This window comes from Flavobacterium sharifuzzamanii (assembly GCF_003254585.1).
GTDB lineage: Bacteria > Bacteroidota > Bacteroidia > Flavobacteriales > Flavobacteriaceae > Flavobacterium > Flavobacterium sharifuzzamanii.
In genome coordinates this window covers 1-15713 of the sequence record NZ_QJGZ01000034.1, presented here as the reverse complement: position 1 = coordinate 15713, position 15713 = coordinate 1, and the positions used below count along the sequence as shown (strand labels likewise).

The 15713-nt window shown below is 34.9% G+C and carries 12 protein-coding genes; 2 read left to right on the top strand and 10 right to left on the bottom strand.

The annotated features are described in order from the left end of the window. Positions 1-17: 17 nt before the first annotated feature. From coaBC to DMA14_RS04120, 5 genes are all read right to left on the bottom strand, one after another. Positions 18-1232: a bifunctional phosphopantothenoylcysteine decarboxylase/phosphopantothenate--cysteine ligase CoaBC gene (gene coaBC / locus DMA14_RS04140; RefSeq protein ID WP_111423370.1), complete on the bottom strand. Its 1215-nt coding sequence runs from the start codon at positions 1230-1232 to the stop codon at positions 18-20. Positions 1233-1239: 7 nt separating this feature from the next. Then, complete coding sequence (locus DMA14_RS04135) at positions 1240-1557, bottom strand: DNA-directed RNA polymerase subunit omega (RefSeq protein WP_008463064.1); 318 nt, start codon at positions 1555-1557, stop codon at positions 1240-1242. 9 nt (positions 1558-1566) lie between these two features. Continuing rightward, positions 1567-2361, bottom strand: a complete 795-nt coding sequence (locus DMA14_RS04130) for an outer membrane protein assembly factor BamD (RefSeq protein WP_111423368.1) — start codon at positions 2359-2361, stop codon at positions 1567-1569. Between the two features lie 137 nt (positions 2362-2498). Continuing rightward, entirely contained in the window at positions 2499-3380 is an 882-nt protein-coding gene (dapA, locus tag DMA14_RS04125) for a 4-hydroxy-tetrahydrodipicolinate synthase (protein ID WP_111423367.1), read from the bottom strand. Between the two features lie 15 nt (positions 3381-3395). Beyond that, positions 3396-3908: a DUF6913 domain-containing protein gene (locus DMA14_RS04120; protein WP_111423365.1), complete on the bottom strand. Its 513-nt coding sequence runs from the start codon at positions 3906-3908 to the stop codon at positions 3396-3398. A 47-nt stretch (positions 3909-3955) separates the two neighbouring features. On the opposite strand from DMA14_RS04120, the gene DMA14_RS04115 reads away from it, so the two are divergent. Beyond that, positions 3956-4735 carry a 5'-nucleotidase C-terminal domain-containing protein gene (locus DMA14_RS04115; RefSeq protein ID WP_111423364.1) on the top strand — a complete coding sequence of 260 codons (780 nt, stop codon included), beginning with the start codon at positions 3956-3958 and terminating at the stop codon, positions 4733-4735. A gap of 132 nt (positions 4736-4867) precedes the next feature. Then, entirely contained in the window at positions 4868-5779 is a 912-nt protein-coding gene (locus DMA14_RS04110; RefSeq protein ID WP_111423362.1) for a bifunctional metallophosphatase/5'-nucleotidase, read from the top strand. On the opposite strand, the gene DMA14_RS04105 is transcribed toward DMA14_RS04110, so the two are convergent. The 5 genes from DMA14_RS04105 to DMA14_RS04085 form a co-directional block, all read right to left on the bottom strand. Continuing rightward, positions 5766-6458 (bottom strand): hypothetical protein, encoded by a 693-nt coding sequence (locus DMA14_RS04105; protein ID WP_111423360.1) that lies wholly within the window; start codon positions 6456-6458, stop codon positions 5766-5768. The two genes, DMA14_RS04110 and DMA14_RS04105, sit on opposite strands and share 14 nt — an antisense overlap. Beyond that, positions 6448-8451 carry an NAD-dependent DNA ligase LigA gene (gene ligA / locus DMA14_RS04100; protein ID WP_111423358.1) on the bottom strand — a complete coding sequence of 668 codons (2004 nt, stop codon included), beginning with the start codon at positions 8449-8451 and terminating at the stop codon, positions 6448-6450. The genes DMA14_RS04105 and ligA overlap by 11 nt, the downstream gene beginning before the upstream one ends. A gap of 243 nt (positions 8452-8694) precedes the next feature. Beyond that, the gene (locus DMA14_RS04095; protein WP_111423357.1) at positions 8695-10632 is read right to left on the bottom strand and encodes an OmpA family protein; all 1938 of its coding nucleotides are present in this window, start codon (positions 10630-10632) and stop codon (positions 8695-8697) included. 11 nt (positions 10633-10643) lie between these two features. Next, on the bottom strand, positions 10644-11576 hold the full coding sequence (locus tag DMA14_RS04090; RefSeq protein WP_111423355.1) for a PorP/SprF family type IX secretion system membrane protein: 933 nt from the start codon (positions 11574-11576) through the stop codon (positions 10644-10646). 47 nt (positions 11577-11623) lie between these two features. Next, on the bottom strand, positions 11624-15713 hold a 4090-nt coding region (locus tag DMA14_RS04085; RefSeq protein ID WP_157957666.1), incomplete at its 5' end, for an Ig-like domain-containing protein.

The following is a 15713-nucleotide window of genomic DNA, read 5'->3' as shown; positions in this document are numbered from 1 at the left end:
CGGCGTATATTCTAAATTTATGATTTTGAAAAATGCAGAATAACTTTATTCAGAATATCAACCGCTACAGATTCTTTTGATTTTAATTCCATTGGTTCTATTTCAAAATTTTTATCAATAAAAGTAACTTTATTGGTTTCTTTTTTAAAACCAGCACCTTTATCTTGTAAGGAATTTAAAACAATCAAATCTAAGTTTTTTTTCTGAATTTTCAACTTAGCATTTTCAATTTCATTTTCAGTCTCTAATGCAAAGCCTATTAAAAACTGATTTTTTTTGATAGCACCCAAAGAAGACAATATATCTTTTGTCTTTTCCAGTTCTATCGAAAACTCTTCTGTATTCTTTTTAATCTTTTGATCTGCAACAAATTTTGGTCTATAATCTGCAACAGCTGCCGCTGCAATCGCCGCATCAACTTCATTAAAATACAAATGGCAGGCATCATACATTTCTTGTGCCGAAACAACATCAACTGTTTTTATCAAGCTATTTTTAGCTTTATAATGAGTTGGTCCTGCAACCAAAAATACTTCTGCTCCTAGGCTTGCCGCTTCATTGGCGATATCAAATCCCATTTTACCAGAAGAATGATTTCCAATAAAACGTACAGGGTCTATTGCTTCATATGTTGGACCAGCTGTAACTAGTATTTTTTTCCCTTTTAAAGGCAGTTTGCTTTCTAAATCAGCTTCTAAGAAAGCAACGATATTTTCAGGCTCAGCCATACGGCCTTCTCCAGACAAACCACTAGCCAGTTCTCCGCTTTCAGCCGGAATCATAATGTTTCCGTACTGTTTTAGCGCAGCAAAGCTAGATAAAGTTGAAGGATGTTTATACATATCCAAGTCCATTGCAGGCGCAAAATAAACTGGACATTTTGCCGATAAATATGTAGCTATTAAAAGATTATCACAGTTTCCTGTCGCCATTTTAGACAAAGTATTCGCAGTAGCTGGCGCAATCAGCATAAAATCTGCCCAAAGAGCCAATTCTACATGATTGTTCCAAACCTCGTCTTCATCATCCTGATTAAAGAAACTTGAATGTACTGGATTTTTTGATAAGGTAGATAATGTAAGTGGGGTTACAAAATCCTTAGAAGCAGGTGTCATGATCACTTGGACATGTGCACCTGCTTTTATAAAAAGTCGTACTAAAGTGGCTGTTTTATAGGCTGCAATTCCACCGGAAACACCCAGTAAAATCTTTTTCCCGTTTAAAACTGACATTGTACTATTATTTGTTTGAACTTCTGTGGTAAGTTTTACCGTCTAACCATTCTTGAACAGCTAAAGCGTGTGGTTTTGGTAATTTTTCGTAAAATTTAGAAACTTCAATTTGTTCTTTATTTTCAAAAACTTCCTCTAGACTATCATTGTAAGTAGCAAACTCTTCTAATTTTTCAGTCAATTCTTTTTTAATCTCTGAATTAATTTGATTTGCTCTTTTAGCCATAATGGTAATTGCCTCATACACATTTCCTGTTGGCTCTTCAATAACTGTTTTGTTGTAAGTTATTGTGTTTACAGGAGCATTCGTCTTTTTTAAATCCATGACTTTATTTTATTTAGTAAATTTTTGTAAATCTGTTTCAACTCTGGCATTCATTTCGTCTGCCTTTTCTTTGTATTTTGTATCGCTTTTAAATTTGATCAAATTAGCATAAGCTGTTTGCGCAACATGTAAACGTTCTTCCATTTTTGAAGGAATACTGTTAATTGCCAATTTATATGCTGAATCATATTTGTAAAACAATGCATCTTCTTTGAAAGGTGTTCCAGGAAAATCAGCGATAAAATTATCAAAAGCAATTAGTGCCGATTTATAATCTGAAATTGTATTGTATCCTTTAGCATTCTCGTATGCTTTTTTCTCTAATTTACCATTTAGCTTTTGTACAGCCTCATTTGCTTGAGGAATATATTCTGAGTTTGGATAATTATCAATAAAAGCCTGTAATTTCTCTAAAGCCTTTACTGTATCTGCCTGATCTAAACTGTAAACCGGTGACAACTTAGAGTAGCTATAAGCTCCCAAAAAAGCAGCCTCCTGCACTTTTTCACTTCGTGGATAACCTGAAACAAAAGCTTCAAACTGATAACCAGCTAGATAATATTGTTTCGTTTTATAATACGATTGCGAAAACATGTAAAACAGTTTTTCTGCCTGAGGTTTTCCTCTGTAAGAAGTGGCTAATTGCTCAAAAAGACGAATCGCTTTTGTGTATTTACCGGCATCATACATTTTTGTTGCCATTTCAAATTTTGCTGCAACATCTTCATTTTTCAACGCTTTTTGATATTCTCCACAAGAATAAAAAAGAGTTACAACAATTAAAAGCAATAGTGTTTTTTTCATTTTCTTACTGTTATTACAATCTCTCAGACAATTATGCCAAAGTGAAATCGCACCGAAGTTTCGGTGGCAAATTTAGTTATTAATTTAGCTACTGCAAAATAATTTTTTAGTATCTTAAAATACTAACACTTTAACAATTATTTAATGCTGTTTTTTACAAAGTCATTTAGTCTTGTCGCTAGAGATTCATCAACAGAAACTAAAGGTAGACGAACAGTATTCTCAGCAATTCCAAGTGCTTGGAAGATTTGTTTGATTCCCGCTGGATTTCCCTGCTCAAAAATCATATCAATGCTGTCTGATAAAAAGTAATGTGTTTTGAAAGCGTCTGCTGCTTTTTTATTCAATCCTAAACGAATCATTTCTGAAAATTCTTTAGGAAAACCTTGTCCAATTACAGAAATAACACCTGCTCCACCCGCTAAAACGATTGGAAGCGCCAACATATCGTCTCCTGAAATCACTAAAAAATCTTTTGGAGCGTTTTTAATAATCTGCATAGCTTGAGCCATATCTCCTGCAGCTTCTTTAATTGCTACAACATTTTTAAAGTCGTTAGCCAAACGAACCACTGTTGAAGGAAGCATATTACTTGCCGTTCTTCCCGGAACATTATATAGAATTACTGGAACTGGAGAAGCTTCAGCAATTGCTTTAAAGTGCTGATAGATCCCTTCCTGTGTTGGTTTATTATAATAAGGAGAAACAGATAATATCGCTTCAAAAGCCGAAAAATCTCTTGTTTTCAACTCTTCTACAATCTGCATAGTATTATTTCCTCCAACTCCAAGAACCAAAGGCAGTCTTCCTTTGTTCACATCGATTACAGTCTTTATAACCAATTCTTTCTCTTCTGCCGTAAGGGTTGCATTTTCTGCTGTTGTTCCCATTACAACAAGATACTCCACTCCGCCATCTATAGAAAAGTTTACAATTCGTTGTAAAGCTTCAATGTCAACTGAAAAATCTTTTTTAAATGGCGTTACAAGCGCAACACCAGTTCCTATTAATGATTGCATATTATTAATTATAATTTATTTTATATTTTTTAAATACCTAAACAATTCTGATATGAATAGTTTATAGTTCCCTAATCCTGTGTTAATCATCAAACGGTTTAAATTTTGGTCTACAGCCGAAAATCCGGCTTTAAATTTAGCTTTTGACTTACTTGTGACAAACATTAAAAATATATTTTCAACATCGTAATAGCTCAGCAAAAGATCAAATTCTGAATTTACAAATTCATTCAAAAAACCTTCTTCAATTTCCCCTTTCCAATTGATGTGTTTTTTACCAAAAGTTGGGCGTAAATAGGTCTCTTTTTCCTTAAATTTTTCTCTATAGGCAAGAATTTTTATGTTTTCTAAAGCAATTCCATGGAGTGTTATCTCCGTAATTAATGCTTCTGAAGATTCAAAAGTGCTCTCATCTATCAATAAACCAATTGTTTGAACGTTTTTAGTAAATACTTCGCTTTTTTCATTATTTAAATTAACATTTAATGATTTTTTTACAAAAAATTCCTTTATATAATTTAAAAACATAGTACTTTTACTAGATTACAAAATTAATTATTTAAGTTGCATTTAAAATGGTAAAACTAAAAAAGTATAACGGATTTTTAAAACTTTTTGTTATATTCTTAACACTTTTTTCAATCTCTTCTTGTAGTACGAAGAACTACAATTTAACTAAAATCGAAGGAAAACAAGTTCCAGTTACCGAAAAGACTGGAGAAACTTCTGAAATTGAAAACTTTATTAAACCTTATCGCGATCACATTAATAAGGATTTAGATAATGTATTGGCGTATTGCCCTGAAACTCTTGACAAAAGCACAGGAAAATGGCAAACTGGCATTGGAAGCTTGATGGCCGATGTTTGTGTGCAAAGAGGAAACATTGTTTTTAATGCTAGAGAAAAGAAAAATATTGATGTATGTCTTTTAAACCATGGCGGTATTCGTGCAATCCTTCCTAAAGGAAATGTTACAACCAGAACAGCTTTTGAAATTATGCCTTTTGAAAACAGTTTAGTTGTGATGGCTTTAAAAGGTGATCAGATTTTAGATATTGCAGCATATATTATTAAGGAGAAAAAACCTCAGCCATTATCTGGAATGACTTTTACTATCACAAAAGACAATAAGGCAAAGGATATCATGGTACAAGGCAAGCCGCTTGATTTAAACAAGACGTATTATGTTGCCACAAATGACTATTTAGCAAATGGCGGAGACAGTATGGCTTTCTTTTCAAAAAGCACTCAGAAGTTTGACTTAAATTACAAACTTAGGGATGTTCTAATTGACTATTTTAAAGAAGTAGACACGGTAGTTGCTCCAAAAAATATCAGAATTACAGAAGAATAAAAGAGTTTGCTGCGAATTACACCAATTTGCACAAATTTTTAAATGATTGAAAAACCAATTCGTGTTAATTCGTGAAATTGGTGGATAAAAAAATTAAAACGACATAGCGCCTCTGGCAAAAAAATATACAAAATGAAAAGAAGAGAGTTTATCGAAAAAACAGCAGCAAGTACTGCCCTATTAAGTTTAGGATTGTCTTTGAGCAGTTTTGAAAGCAACGATATTAAACATCTAACAATTCTACATACAAACGATGTGCATAGCCATATCGATCCTTTTCCTGCCGATGATCCACGTAATCCTAATAAAGGTGGCGTATCTCGTCGTGCAACATTAATTGAAGCTATCCGTAAAGAAAATCCGAACGTGCTTTTATTAGATGCTGGAGATATTTTTCAAGGAACTCCATATTTTAATTATTATGGAGGAGAATTGGAGTTTAAATTGATGAGCATGATGAAATATGATGCTTCGACAATTGGAAACCATGATTTTGACAATGGTCTTGACGGATTATATGCTCAGCTTCCGCATGCAACTTTTGACTTTATTAACTCTAATTATGATTTTAAAAACACGGTTATGGACGGACATGTGAAACCGTACAAAATCTTTAATAAAAACGGAATTAAAGTTGGTGTTTTTGGAGTAGGAATTGAACTTCAAGGTTTGGTTGATAAAAAACTATATCTGGAAACAGTTTACAATAATCCAGTTGAAGTTGCTCAGGATATGACAAAACTATTAAAGCAAGAACAAAAATGTGATCTTGTTATTTGTCTTTCGCATTTAGGCTATAAATATAAAGATGAGCCAACAAAAATTAGTGATTTGACTTTTGCTGAACAAACTCAGGATATTGATTTAATTATCGGAGGTCATACACATACCTTCTTAGATAAACCAACAATTGTAAAGAACAAGGCTGGAAAAGATGTTCTGGTAAATCAAGTGGGATGCTATGGAATTAATTTAGGTCGTATTGACTTTTATTTTGATAAAGACAAAGCACATACAAACCAAAGCACCACTATTGTGGTATAGTCTTTTTTTGAATTCTAGCTTTTTCTAAAAAGTATTCTACCATAAAGAAATAAGCTAGAATTTGAGTTGTATCTCGTATTAGGACTAGAACAACCGAATACGAGAAATACTCATTAAAAATATAAAAAATATCAGAGAAAATGTAGCTTATTGCCATAAGCGACATTAGCAATGCCATGTGTGTGCCTTTTGTAATGTAGCTGACAAAGCAGAAATAACTAAGTACACTCAAAACGATTCCGTATACAGTATAAAGTGTAATAAACTTTCTCATACTGTCAAGCTGTAGACTTAAAACAGAGATCAATAAATAGACAATAAAAACTACTACGATAGAAATAGGCAAAATATCCCGTTTGGTTAGTTTTATTCTTTCGTGTTCCCGAATAAATATGGTCACGATTAAAGAATAGACAATCAGAAAACTGAGTACTCCTCCAATTTCAGAGCTCTCGACATCCATTAAATCATAAACCTGACCAACAAAACAAAAGAAGAAAATTAAACCTTCTGTTTTTCTGATTTGAAACTCACTGCTGATTAAATAATAAATAAAAATCGCGGGAAGTACAATCGCTTTTGCATAGGTCGCAAAAAAGTCCTGCTTTGTCCAATCAAAAATGATGGTACAAAACAGTCCCAGAAAAAACAAAATTAATGATGGTTTATTAGGCTTCATTTAATTTGTTTATAAAATCTTCTTCAGACAATATGGTGATATTTAATTTTGTCGCTTTTTCCAGTTTTGCTGGTCCCATATTATCTCCCGCAACTACAAAATCTGTCTTTGCAGAAATTGAGCTTCCAACTTTCCCTCCGTTATCCTCAATGGCTTTCTTTAGTTCGTCTCTAGAAAATTGACTAAAAACGCCAGAAACCACAAAAGTTTTCCCAACAAATTTATCAGTAGCATTTGGGTTTATTTTTTCTTCAATTTCAAATTGAATTCCATAACTTTTTAATCGATCGATAATTTTTCTGTTTTCTTCATTTTCGAAGAATTCGATAACGCTTTTGGCAATTCTTTCTCCAATTTCATCAACTAAAACTAAATCCATCAGCGAAGCTTGGCTCAAAGCATCTATATTTTTATAATGTTTTGCTAGTTTTTTCGCCACAGTTTCTCCTACAAAACGAATTCCAAGTGCAAACAAAACACTTTCAAATGGAATTTCTTTTGATTTCTGAACTCCATTTACCAAATTTTCTGCTGATTTCTGAGCCATTCTTTCTAAATGCAGAATATCCTCAACTTTCAATTCATACAAATCTGCATAATTGTGCACTAGATTATTTTTGAAAAGTAAAGCAACTGTTTCTCCTCCAAGTCCTTCAATATCCATTGCTTTTCTTGAAATATAATGTTGGATTCTTCCAATAATCTGCGGAGGACATCCGTAAAAATTAGGACAATAATGATTGGCTTCTCCTTCGTTTCTAACTAGTTCTGTCTCACATTCTGGACAGTGTGTAATATAATTTGTTGGTTCTGAATTTTCAGGTCGTTTCTCTAAATCTACTGCGATGATTTTCGGGATAATTTCTCCTCCTTTTTCAACAAAAACAGTATCGTTTATTCTAATATCCAATTTTTCAATTTGATCGGCATTGTGAAGCGAAGCTCTTTTTACAATAGTTCCAGCTAGCTGAACAGGCTCTAGATTAGCAACTGGAGTTATAGCTCCGGTTCTTCCGACTTGATATGATATAGATTTTAATTTGGTTGAAACCTGTTCTGATTTGAATTTATATGCAATTGCCCAACGTGGCGATTTTGCTGTATAGCCTAATTCTTCCTGATGCTGAATGCTGTTAACTTTAATAACGACTCCATCTGTTTCGTAAGGAAGATTATGACGATGAACATCCCAATAATCAATAAAGTCGAAAACCTCATTCATACTGTTGACTAGTTTTGCTTCTTTTGGCACTTTAAAGCCCCAGCTTCTAGCCAATTCTAATCCTTCGTATTGTGTTTTAAATGGTAGATTGTTTCCAGTTACAAAATACAGCAAGCACTCAAGCGGACGTTTGGCAACCTCAGCGCTGTCTTGCAATTTTAAACTTCCAGAAGCTGTGTTTCTTGGATTTGAATAAGGTGTTTCACCAATTTCGATTAATTCCTGATTCATTTTTTCAAAACCAGCAAATGGCAAAATTATTTCTCCTCGGATATCAAATTTATCTGGATAATTTCCTTTTAAATGTAAAGGAACCGATTTTATAGTTTTAATATTGGTTGTTACCTCATCACCTTGAAAACCATCTCCACGTGTTAACGCCTGAACTAATTTTCCGTTCTCGTATGTAATGCTTATTGAAGCTCCATCATATTTTAATTCGCAAGTGTACTGCAAACTAACGTTTCCTAAGACTTTCTGAATGCGGTTCTCCCAATCTAAAAGATCTTCTTTAGAATATGAATTGTCTAAAGAATACATTCTATACTGATGTGCAATCGTCTTGAAGTTTTTGGTCACTGCTCCACCAACTCTTTGCGTTGGCGAGTTTTCGTCAAAAAATTCAGGATGTTTATTTTCTAAATCCTGAAGCTCTTTCAGCTTAATATCAAAGTCATAATCTGAAATAGTGGCATTGTCTAACACATAGTAATTATAGTTGTGCTGATTAAGTTCATTTCGTAATGCTTGAATGGTCTCTTGAATGCTCATAAATAGTAAAATATTGCAGATTATTGTAATGAAAAACTGAATATCAAAATTAGAATTTATTTTTGTTCAAATGCAGAAAAAATAAAAGTTTTAGAAAATCAAAAATCAGATTGCAAATTCATGCAATCTGATTTCCTCCTTGTCCATTATTCTTAAAAAAGAATTAAAAAAACCAACTTCCAAATGGTTTCAACGTTTTATATTTTTAACTGAAAATCAATATATTACAGCGAAAATATAAAATTATTTTTGAATAATGATAAAGTCTGAACGTCTATTTAAGAGATGCTCTTCTTCAGAACATTTTACACCATTTTTACATTTATTAATTAATCGGCTTTCTCCGTAACCAATAGCACTTTCAATTCGAGAAGCATCTATGCCTTGCGAAAGGATATAATCTCGTGTTGATTTTGCTCTATTGTCTGAAAGTTTCAAATTGTACGAATCTTTTCCACGCGAATCGGTATGAGATTCTATTTTGATTCTGATGTTTGGAAACTTCTGCATGATGAATACAACTTTAGACAATTCTTCTACTGCTTTTGGCGTAATATCATACTTATCGTAGTCAAAATAAATTGGGTTTACATCTACTTTTTCTACTCCTTGTTTTTTAACAACCAAATCATCGTAATTGCTCAGTTCAAAATTGACATCTTTTATCTCGCCTCCATTTTCACCAGTGGTTTCTACAGTTTTGTCATCACTGCTGTAATTTGGTTTTGCAGCAATCATTTTGATTACTTTGTTACAAGGAACTTCAATCGCATACTTTCCGTCAAAATTTGTTTTAGTTTCTCCTAAAACTTCACTAAAAGAGTTATATGCCATTATGGTAACATCTGTTAAAGGCTTTTTCGTTTTACGATCTATTGCCATTCCAGAAATACTTTGGTTACAAACTGGTTTTCCTTTTACAAAAGAATAAATGTCATCATCTCCTTTTCCTCCTGCTCTATTTGATGAAAAATAACCATAAGCATCTGTCTTGTCAATTATAAAAGAAAAGTCGTCTTTGTTGCTGTTAATAGGTGCACCAAGATTTTTTGGCACTGAAAAAGTTCCGTCTGCTTGAAGCTTACTTTCGTAAACATCCAAATCTCCCCAGCCATAATGCCCGTCAGAAGAGAAGTATAAAACTCCGTTTTGGAAGAATGGAAAAACCTCATTACCAATGGTATTAATATTTGGCCCTAGATTTTGAGGTGAGCTCATTGTACCATCTGCCGCAATTTTTACCAGATATAAATCTGTTTCTCCTTGCCCGCCTGGCATGTCTGAAGCAAAGAAAAGCAATTTTCCATCTTCGCTCAATGCTGGATGTCCAACAGAGTAGTCATCGCTGTCAAAAAATACTTTCTCAGGATTTTCTAATTTATTGTTTACAATTGATCCTTTGACAATTTGGAAATTATTTACTCTACCTTCATCAACCACCAATTTGTTTTTCTTTACAATATTGGTCGAATAATAAATTGTATTTCCTTTACTATCAAAACTAGCCGTAGCTTCATGATACTTCGTCATTATGTTCGGAAGAAAAACTGTTTCATTAAATAAACTTCCATCTGCTGGATTTCTTTCTGCGATATACAGATTAAGAAAAGGCTGATTGTTCCAAGTATACAATTTCTCACTGAACTTTGTGGTATCACGAGCTGATGTAAACACAACATTATCTTTAAAGAATGTAGCTCCAAAATCTGATTTACTGGTATTAATATCTAAATTTTTAATGGTATAAAGAGGTTTTGCTTTTGATACGCTGTCCATGTATTTCTTTTGGGCAACATATCTGTTAATCTCTGCCTTATCACCTTTTTTATCTAAATATTCTTTTGTCATTTTATCTGCTTCATCATAATCCATAACTGCTTTCATAGATTGGATGTAACGCAAATAGTAAATATCAGTCAGATTATTTCCTTGCACTTCATAAAGCTTTTTGTACCATTTAAGTGCATTTCTAGAATCAGAAATAAAATAATAGGAATCTGCTGCATTTTTCAAAGTTTGCGCCGATGGATCTTTTATGTTTTGCAAACATTCTTCGTAAGCTTTAGAAGCATCCAAATAAGAAAAGCTTCTAAACAAAGCATCAGCTTTCTTTAAGTTAGTTTTTTGAGCGAAACTAAACGTAACGCTCAAAATTAAACATAGGATATATAGTTTTCTCATAAGTTTTGTTTTTAGAAGAATCGAGGAGATTTAATTTTACTTTGTTTTTGCACAAATTGATAACGTAAGATGAATTCGTGTGAACCATCGTTGTATTTATTCAATTGGCTTACAGTGTAATCGAAAGAATATCCAAGAAAGAAACTTGGTGAAATTTGAAAACCTGCCAATATGCTTACCGAATCATCTGTTCGATATGCTCCTCCTATAACAAACTTTTCCTGAATCATGAAATTTGCCGATATATCTGCTGTAAGCGGTGCCCCACTTACTGCTTTTACTAAAAATGCTGGTTTAAATTTCAAATTTGGATTCAAATCAAAAACATAACCTCCCATTAAATAGTAATGCAAACGATCATAATCAATAGATTCACGAACATCGTCATAATAATCATTCTGAATAAAACTCGGAATAGAAAATCCTACATACCATTTATCTGTATAATAGTAAACCCCTGCTCCTACTGCTAGTTTCATCTGATTGTTAATGTTCTGATTTAATAAAACATCATCATTATCATAATATCTTCCTTTAGACCAATCGACGTTTAACATTCTTGTACCAGCTTTAATACCAAAAGCCAATCTTTTTTCGTAACCAAGAGGCAGCGAATAAGAGAAGTTTCCATCAAGATATAGTTCATTTGAAGGTCCGATTTTATCATTTACAACACTCAAACCTACTCCTAGTTTTTCATTTCTAAGTGGAGAATGAACAGAGAAAGATTGTGTTTCTGGAGCGCCGGGCATTCCTACCCATTGAGAACGATACAAAAGTGCTGCTTCTATGGTTCCGGTAGATCCAGCATACGCTGGATTTACCGCCATAGTGTTATACATATACTGCGTATACTCGGGATCTTGCTGTGCCGAAGCGCAAACCGTAATAAAAGAACATATTAAAATGAAATATGTTTCTAATGATTTTATATATAGTTTCATAACGATACTTATTTAGTTTAATTAATTAGATGATTAATAGAAGTGGGTTATCTCATGATAGACAACCAGCCTTTTTTAACCGTTCCATCTCCAATGGTTATCACATAAAAATAAGTACCTGTTGGCAGCATATCTCCTCTATTAATTACACCGGATACATTTGCTGTTCCGTTCCAATCATTTTCATAATGTGCTTTACTATACACTAACGCTCCGTATCTGTTAAATACTTTCAACTCGTTGTTTGGATAAGACTCAATACAGTCTATTCTGAACAAATCGTTTTTACCATCATTATTTGGAGTAAACTCATTGTAAACAGTTAAACAAATTGGTTCTAATGTAACTGAAGCTGAATTATTTGAAGCATCTACATCTAAAGGAGTTGAAGTCTCTACAGTTGCTACACTTGTATAAGTACCGTTTGGCAATACTTCTGCAACAATTGTCAATACTACACTCTGACCTGCATTTAACGTTGGGATTGTCCAAAGCTGCGTTGCTGGGTCGTATGTTCCTGATGTTGCAGATGAACTTACTAATTGTAAACCGCTAGGAAGTAAATCACTAACAAGAGTATTGATAAAATCTCCTTCACCAACATTATTTACAGTTATAGTAAATGTAACCTGATCACCAAAATTTGGAGTTGGATTATCAACTGTATGAGTAATCGTTAAATCTGAACAGCTTGCTACAGTAACATTTAAAGTTTTAATTGTTCTTTCGTTACAATTGTTAACATAAGCCACTGTTACAGTTCCTGGTCCAATATCTGACCAAGAAACGGTTACAGATCCATCGTTTGTACCTCCGCCTGAAACAATTGTACCTCCGTTAATAGTCCATACATAATTAGATTTACCATTTGCAATTGAATAAGTCACCCCTTTGAATACACATGGTGTATCATCTGTAGTAGTAAGCTGAACTGCAGCATCATTTTCGAATGCAATTGTAATTCCTAATCTTGGTCCGTTATCACAGCCATTAAATGTGTTAGCCAACGATCCTGCATAGTAAGTAGTTGCCGTAAGTGGAGTTGTATTTGCTAATGGAGTTCCTCCAGTTGCAGACGCATACCAAACTACATTTGTTTCGTTCACCAAAATATTAGCCAATGTTGGCACTGCAGATAAACAGAAAGTTTGTGTTGTTCTTGGTGTTGTTATCACGCTTGGTGAATTTACATTTACCGTAACAGCCAATCTTGCTGGATTTTCGCAACCTATTGCACTTGAAACTGCTCCATAATAAGTACCAGTTGCAAGAGCTGTTGTTGGCGGAATTGCAGTTCCTCCCGTAGCTGTACTATACCAAACAACGTTTGCTTCATTTACTTGAATATTTGCTACTGTAGGCGAATTTAAAGTACAGAAGTTTTGAGTTGTATTAGCTGTAGTCGGTGTAGGAGCCGGGTTAACTATCGTTACTGTTACCTGAAGACGAGTTGAGCTTTCGCAACCTGCTGGGTCAACAATATTTCCAAAATATACTCCAGAAGTAAGTACTGTTCCTGCCGGAATTGCTGTTCCTCCTGTTGCAGCTGTAAACCATGTTACATTGCTTTCGTTTACTTGAATATTTGCAATTGTTGGCGCGTTTGCAGAACAGAAAGTCTGTGCTGAATTATTTGTTGTTGGGTTTATTGTATTACCAACTGTTACAGCTACTTGTAATCTTACACTGCTTTCACATCCTGTTGCTGGGTCTTTAATTGCTCCGAAATAAGTTGCAGTAGTAAGTGCGGTTGTTGAAGCTAAAGCTGTCCCTCCTGTTTGAGTTGTGTACCAAACTACGTTACTTTCATTCACTTGAATATTAGCAACTGTTGGATTTGTACCTGTACAGAAAGTCTGCGCGGCAGCATTTGTTGTTGGCGTTGCTGGATCATTAACAATCACATCAACAGTTAATCTAGAAGCGCTTTGGCAGCCTGTTGCTGGATCTAAAATTGCTGCATAATATGTACCACTAGTTAAAACTGTCGCAGATGGAATTACTGTTCCGCCTGTTGAAGCTGTGTACCAAACGATGTTAGCTTGATTAAACTGAACACTTGCAAATGTTGGCGCATTTACCAGACAGAAGTTTTGTGTTCCTGCAGTCACAAGAGTTGGTGTTCCCGGATCGTTTACAATCACATCAACTGTCAATCTCGCAGCGCTCTCGCAGCCCGTTGCTGGATCTGAAATTGCTGCAAAATATTGGCCTGTTACCAAGGCTGTTGTTGGAGCAATAACTGTTCCACCTGTTAAAGCTGTATACCAAACAATGTTAGATTCATTTGTTTGGATACTTGCAAATGTTGGAGCATTTGCTAAACAGAAGTTTTGTGTTCCTGCAGTCACCAGAGTTGGTGTTCCCGGATCGTTTACAATCACATCAACGGTCAATCTTGAAGCGCTCTCGCATCCTGTTGATGGATCTGAGATTGCAGCAAAATATTGGCCTGTTGTTAAAGCTGTTGCAGATGGAATCAATGTTCCGCCTGTTATAGCTGTATACCATACAATGTTAGTTTCGTTTGTCTGAATGCTAGCAAATGTAGGAAGGTCTTCTTTACAGAAATTTTGTGTTCCTGCAGTCACCAATGTTGGTGTTCCCGGATCATTAACTATTACATCAACTGTCAATCTTGAAGCGCTTTCGCAGCCTGTTGCAGGATCTAAGATTGCTGCAAAATATTGGCCTGTTGTTAAAGCTGTAGTAGATGGAATCAATGTTCCTCCTGTTATAGCTGTATACCAAACTATATTTGCTTGATTGAACTGAACACTCGCAAATGTTGGAGCATTTACCTGACAGAAGTTCTGTACTCCCGCAGTCACCAATGTTGGAGTTCCCGGATCATTTACAATCACATCAACTGTCAATCTTGAAGCGCTCTCGCAGCCTGTTGCTGGATCTGAAATTGCTGCAAAATATTGGCCTGTTGTTAAAGCTGTTGTTGGAGCAATCACTGTTCCGCCTGTTAAAGCTGTATACCAAACAATGTTAGATTCATTTGTTTGGATGCTTGCAAATGTCGGAGTATTTGCTAGACAGAAATTCTGTACTCCCGCAGTCACCAATGTTGGTGTTCCTGGATCATTAACTATCACATCAACTGTTAATCTTGAAGCACTCTCGCAGCCTGTTGCTGGATCTGAAATTGCGGCAAAATATTGGCCTGTTGTTAAAGCTGTTGTTGATGAAATCAATGTTCCGCCTGTTATGGCTGTATACCAAACAATATTTGTTTGATTAAACTGGACGCTTGCAAATGTTGGAAGATCCTCTTTACAGAAACTTTGTGGTCCTGCTGTAACCAATGTAGGTGTTCCCGGATCATTTACAATCACATCAACTGTCAATCTTGAAGCGCTTTCGCAGCCTGTTGATGGATCTGAAATCGCTGCAAAATATTGTCCTGTTGTTAAAGCCGTGGCAGATGGAATCAACGTTCCGCCTGTTATAGCTGTATACCAAACTATGCCGGTTTCGTTTGTCTGAATGCTTGCAAATGTCGGAAGGTCTTCCTGACAGAAGTTCTGTACTCCTGCAGTCACCAATGTTGGAGTTCCCGGGTCATTTACAATCACATCAACTGTCAATCTTGAAGCGCTCTCGCAGCCTGTCAATGGATCTGAAATCGCGGCAAAATATTGGCCTGTAGTAAGAGCTGTTGTAGATGGAATCAATGTTCCGCCTGTTATGGCTGTATACCAAACAATATTTGCTTGATTGAACTGAACACTTGCAAATGTCGGAAGGTCTTCCTTACAGAAGTTTTGCGTTCCAGCAGTCACCAATGTTGGAGTTCCTGGGTCATTCACAATCACATCAACTGTCAATCTTAAAGCGCTTTCGCAGCCTGTTGATGGATCTGAGATTGCAGCAAAATACTGGCCTGTTGTTAAAGCTGTAGTAGATGGAATCAATGTTCCGCCTGTTATAGCTGTATACCAAACTATGTTGGTTTCGTTTGTCTGAATGCTTGCAAATGTCGGAAGGTCTTCTTTACAGAAACTTTGTGGTCCTGCTGTTACTAAAGTTGGCGTTCCCGGATCGCTTACAATCACATCAACTGTCAATCTTGAAATGCTCTCACAGCCTGTTGATGGATCTGAAATCGCTGCAAAATACTGGCCTGTT

What these genes read in the sequence shown, in the direction of transcription:
- coaBC (WP_111423370.1), bottom strand. Translation starts at nt 1,232, where the DNA reads ATGTCAGTTTTAAACGGGAAAAAGATTTTACTGGGTGTTTCCGGTGGA.
- DMA14_RS04135 (WP_008463064.1), bottom strand. Translation starts at nt 1,557, where the DNA reads ATGGATTTAAAAAAGACGAATGCTCCTGTAAACACAATAACTTACAAC.
- DMA14_RS04130 (WP_111423368.1), bottom strand. Translation starts at nt 2,361, where the DNA reads ATGAAAAAAACACTATTGCTTTTAATTGTTGTAACTCTTTTTTATTCT.
- dapA (WP_111423367.1), bottom strand. Translation starts at nt 3,380, where the DNA reads ATGCAATCATTAATAGGAACTGGTGTTGCGCTTGTAACGCCATTTAAA.
- DMA14_RS04120 (WP_111423365.1), bottom strand. Translation starts at nt 3,908, where the DNA reads ATGTTTTTAAATTATATAAAGGAATTTTTTGTAAAAAAATCATTAAAT.
- DMA14_RS04115 (WP_111423364.1), top strand. Translation starts at nt 3,956, where the DNA reads ATGGTAAAACTAAAAAAGTATAACGGATTTTTAAAACTTTTTGTTATA.
- DMA14_RS04110 (WP_111423362.1), top strand. Translation starts at nt 4,868, where the DNA reads ATGAAAAGAAGAGAGTTTATCGAAAAAACAGCAGCAAGTACTGCCCTA.
- DMA14_RS04105 (WP_111423360.1), bottom strand. Translation starts at nt 6,458, where the DNA reads ATGAAGCCTAATAAACCATCATTAATTTTGTTTTTTCTGGGACTGTTT.
- ligA (WP_111423358.1), bottom strand. Translation starts at nt 8,451, where the DNA reads ATGAGCATTCAAGAGACCATTCAAGCATTACGAAATGAACTTAATCAG.
- DMA14_RS04095 (WP_111423357.1), bottom strand. Translation starts at nt 10,632, where the DNA reads ATGAGAAAACTATATATCCTATGTTTAATTTTGAGCGTTACGTTTAGT.
- DMA14_RS04090 (WP_111423355.1), bottom strand. Translation starts at nt 11,576, where the DNA reads ATGAAACTATATATAAAATCATTAGAAACATATTTCATTTTAATATGT.